The organism is Streptococcus oralis (genome assembly GCF_001578945.1).
Taxonomy (GTDB): Bacteria; Bacillota; Bacilli; order Lactobacillales; family Streptococcaceae; genus Streptococcus; species Streptococcus oralis_Q.
Window position 1 is genome coordinate 3,357 of sequence record NZ_KQ969552.1, and the last position, 3,952, is coordinate 7,308.

Consider the following 3,952-nt stretch of genomic DNA (forward strand, 5'->3'; position numbering starts at 1 on the left):
CCAATAGAAGGGTTGATTTGCTTGTAGGCATTCCACATTTCTTGCGGTGTCATGGGTTGCTCCTTTGTAATTTTTTACTTACTTCTTTTACACGTTTGAGGTGGTCTGGATGGTCAATCTCTAAATCAAAAATCTCCGGAATAGAACTGTAGTGGATAATACACTTGATACCCATCTGATTCATTATTTGTATGAAAGAAACATTCAGATAGCCTGCTACAGCAAAGTCAATCTTTTTCATCCTTGCTTTATCCTGCATCTGTCTTAGCATATCTAACATTATTGGACTTTCCATATCATGCCATTGACTATTTCTCACAGTCGCAAAAACAAAAGAAGTCAAATCATTCATTCCAACTACAATCTTTGAAATACCCGTTTCTATTATTCTGTCCAAGTCAAAATATGCTGACGGTAATTCAATCATTGTGCCAATTTTTCCAGTGAAACCATGCTGACGCAATACTCTAATAGCTTGTTTTAATTGGTCGGCATCATTGACAAAAGGAAAAATAACAGATAGATTGGGATTGTTTTGATAAACTTCTGTAACAACTTTTACCTCAGCCTGAAATTCATTCGGACACGCCAGTAAACGCCTAGTTCCTCTGTATCCAAATAAGGGATGATTTTCATCAAAACACTCTTTAGTCCCCTCTAAACAATTAGCTTCTGTATTCGTTAATTCTGAAAAACGATACCAGACTTCTTCATCTGAGTACAAGGAGCAAATGGTGTCTAAATAATCTTTTACAAATTGCCGACAACTTGGTAACAGGATGTTTTGATTGAGCTCTCTTAGCAAGTATTCCCCACGAATCATGCCAACATGATGAAATAGTTGTGGGTAAACTTTTTCAGCGATTTTCTCGCCACTAAGAGCTAACTGGTTTTTCATCATTCACCTTCCAATTCATATACAAGGTCTTGTCCAGTTCTGGAAATCCTAATAACTCTGCTTTGACCTTCAAGACTAATGGCGAAGCATTCTCTTCTGTGATTTTTTGAATATCCATCCAAATATAACCAAGTGAATCATTCGCACCATCAGAAACAGCTTCCGAAATCGCAACTTGAGGTTCCTTCTCGTTTATCTCAATATCATAAAAGGCCATGATATGATGTACTGCAAAGTCTTGCCCATCTTCTTGAACCAGCACATCATAAATCCTAGGATTAGCGTAACCCTTAAGCTTATATCCTGTCTCTTCCATAACTTCTCTAATCAACGTTTCCGTCAATCCTTCACCAAGTTGCTGACTACCACCGGGTAGATCATAACGATGTTGATAAGGGCCTCTCGTTTTTTCAACGCAGAGTAACTTCCCATTTTCAAAGCAAATGTCATAGACTCCAAAGTGTTTTTTGATTTCCATCCAACTCCTCCTACTTCAAAGACCAGCCACCATCTATTGTCAAAATTTGCCCTTGCATGGCGATCGCTTTTCCACTTGCTAAGAAAAGGCTAACTTCTGCTACTTCCTCCGGCTCAATCCAGCGTTTGATGGGTGTTTCACTAGCCACCCAGTCCGCCAGCCCACCTGGTTCAAAGTCGGCAGCAGTCATAGCTGTCTTGACGGCACCTGGAGCAATCCCAAAGACCTGAATCCCAGCTTCAGCATAGTCTAGAGCCAACTGCTTGGTAAAGCCAGCTAAGGCGTGCTTAGACGAGGTATAGGCGTGACCACCGCCACCTGCTAGGCTCGAAGCTATGGAGCACATATTGATAATAATTCCTTTTTTACTTTCCAGCATTTGTGTCAAATAATAGCGAGTCAACTCAACAGGAGTCACATAGTTGATTTCAAAGATTTCTTGAATTTCCTGTGCTCTTTGTTCCAAAAGGGGTTTGTAATCATCCAAAACTCCTGCAGTATTACACAAAACATCCACATAAGGACACCAGTCAAAAATTGGCTCCAAGTCCAAGGTCAAATCTCTCTGTAAAAAGTGGAAATCATCGTTTAAGACTGGATTTTCTCCTTGGTCAACTCCATAAACTTGATAGCCACTCTCTAAAAAGAGGCGAGCTTGAGCCAGACCGATCCCTGAACTCACTCCCGTGATCAATACACGTCTAGTCATGGACTTCTACCCAATCCGTCGCCAAAACATCACAAGGTGTCGGGCTCCACATGGAAAAACCTTCCCCTTCTCCAGACACGTTGATTAGGAAATAGGGCGTCACTTCAAGTGCAACCCCGTTTTGCTCGATGGTGTCAAAAAGTTGCACATAGTTTTCAGCCCCTCCCCAACCAGTTCGTACATATTTTTTCTTGGCCTTTAATCCAGGCAGGATTTCTTCAAATGTCATGATGTTCTCCTTTGTTGTCTACTTATTTTTATTATAACAAAAAATCGACAACCAATCTATCATGGTTCCCGATTTTGTTCTTCCCTAGTCTTTCCCACCAAGTTTGCTATTGATAGTCATCATGATACTAGCAATTTTCTCTCCCCAGTATGGGTCAGAAGCATAGCGGACATTCATACCAGAAGCTTTGTTCCCAAGGTGGTCTCTGCCATAGTCAATGTAATTTTTACGAATCCACTTAGCCGCACCGAGAATCCCCTTGTCCACATCATCAAATTTTTTGGCTGAGGCATATGGGCTTGAATCATAAGCCGCAATTCCAAAGAAGTTATTCTTATCCTTGGCAATCTGACTCCGTCCCCAAGCACTCTCAAGTGCACTATGGGCCATTAAGTAAAGAGCATTTACACCATAGCGTTCCTCAGCTTCCTTAAAAATAGCACCCTTACCAGCGAGGCGACTATCCTTAATATTCATCAAAGAATAAACTTTATCCAATTCAGCTGCGCTGTAATTACTTGGTTTAGTCAAATTTCTAAAGAGGAAAGGATTTTCAATGGTAAAGCCATCAAAATGAATTCCATCAGTTGAATAATATTTCTTACCAATAGTCATAGTTGAGCTATGTGGCGCAACACGAAGACTCACATAAGGTGATAACTCATGGTAAAAATACTTGCCATCACTTGTATAATGAGGGACAAATTCACTATCTTTATCAATCGCTACTAAATCACTTTTATTCATGAAGCCTGATAAACCAGAAATATTGACTGGTATTTGACTATCTTTTTTAGATTGGGCATCTCCAAGTGAAACTATGGTTCCCTGTGATACATAACTCAATCTTTCACCAGAAGCGCTATAAACATAAGCAGTAATCGGTTTCACTTTGTAATATTTTGCCTCTGAGATCCACTTCCCATTATTCTGGAAGGAATACTCTTTACCTTTGATATTGAAATTGCCCGTTGCATATCGACCATCATCTTTTAGATAGTACCAAGCATCGTAATCTTTGTCAAAAATCCATTCATTTTTGGCCATATAGCCACCAGATTTAAGGTAGTATGATCCAATCCATTCACGGGAAGCGTAGGCCCCACCTGACTTCAAGTAGAACCAGCTATTGTAGGATTTATCAAAAATCCACTCTTTTTCCGCCATAGCGCCACTATCTTTCAGATAGTAATCACTTTCCCACTGGCTACTTGCCATCACACCATCGCTATTAAAATAGTACCATGTTCCTTTGATTTTTTCCCATTTATTGCGAGAAATCTTGCCTGAAGCTGTTGCATAGTACCACTTGTCAGATATTTTTACCCAATCATTTTCCGCCATAGCACCACTACCTTGGAAAAGATAGTCATTATAGATAGTACGGCTAAGCATGACACCATCTTGATCAAAGTAATACCAGACGCCTTCAATCTTTTCCCATTTGTTGCGGGAAATCTTGCCTGAAGCTGTTGCATAGTACCACTTGTCAGATATTTTCACCCAATCATTTTCTGCCATTGCGCCACTGCCTTGAAAGAGGTAGTCATTGTAGATAGTACGGCTAAGCATGACACCATCTTGATTAAAATAATACCAGCTGCCTTCAATCTTTTCCCATTTATTGCGGGAAATTTT

Annotated in this window: 5 protein-coding genes; all 5 read right to left on the bottom strand. The window is 40.1% G+C overall.

Annotated features, from left to right (window positions below):
* Positions 1-49 precede the first annotated feature (49 nt).
* Positions 50-898 (bottom strand): putative PEP-binding protein, encoded by an 849-nt coding sequence (locus SORDD16_RS05380; protein WP_061452650.1) that lies wholly within the window; start codon positions 896-898, stop codon positions 50-52.
* Entirely contained in the window at positions 876-1,376 is a 501-nt protein-coding gene (locus SORDD16_RS05385) for an NUDIX hydrolase (protein WP_061452651.1), read from the bottom strand. Before SORDD16_RS05385 ends, SORDD16_RS05380 begins: the two co-directional genes overlap by 23 nt.
* A 10-nt stretch (positions 1,377-1,386) precedes the next feature.
* Positions 1,387-2,085 (bottom strand): 3-oxoacyl-ACP reductase, encoded by a 699-nt coding sequence (locus SORDD16_RS05390; protein ID WP_061452652.1) that lies wholly within the window; start codon positions 2,083-2,085, stop codon positions 1,387-1,389.
* The gene (locus SORDD16_RS05395; protein ID WP_000141913.1) at positions 2,078-2,314 is read right to left on the bottom strand and encodes a DUF2829 domain-containing protein; all 237 of its coding nucleotides are present in this window, start codon (positions 2,312-2,314) and stop codon (positions 2,078-2,080) included. Before SORDD16_RS05395 ends, SORDD16_RS05390 begins: the two co-directional genes overlap by 8 nt.
* An 84-nt stretch (positions 2,315-2,398) precedes the next feature.
* Positions 2,399-3,952 (bottom strand): glucosaminidase domain-containing protein (locus SORDD16_RS05400; protein ID WP_061452653.1); only part of this gene is annotated, 1,554 nt, incomplete at its 5' end.

Coding starts and splice junctions, on each gene's coding strand:
- SORDD16_RS05385 (WP_061452651.1), bottom strand. CDS start 1,376: ATGGAAATCAAAAAACACTTTGGAGTCTATGACATTTGCTTTGAAAAT.
- SORDD16_RS05390 (WP_061452652.1), bottom strand. CDS start 2,085: ATGACTAGACGTGTATTGATCACGGGAGTGAGTTCAGGGATCGGTCTG.
- SORDD16_RS05395 (WP_000141913.1), bottom strand. CDS start 2,314: ATGACATTTGAAGAAATCCTGCCTGGATTAAAGGCCAAGAAAAAATAT.
- SORDD16_RS05380 (WP_061452650.1), bottom strand. CDS start 898: ATGAAAAACCAGTTAGCTCTTAGTGGCGAGAAAATCGCTGAAAAAGTT.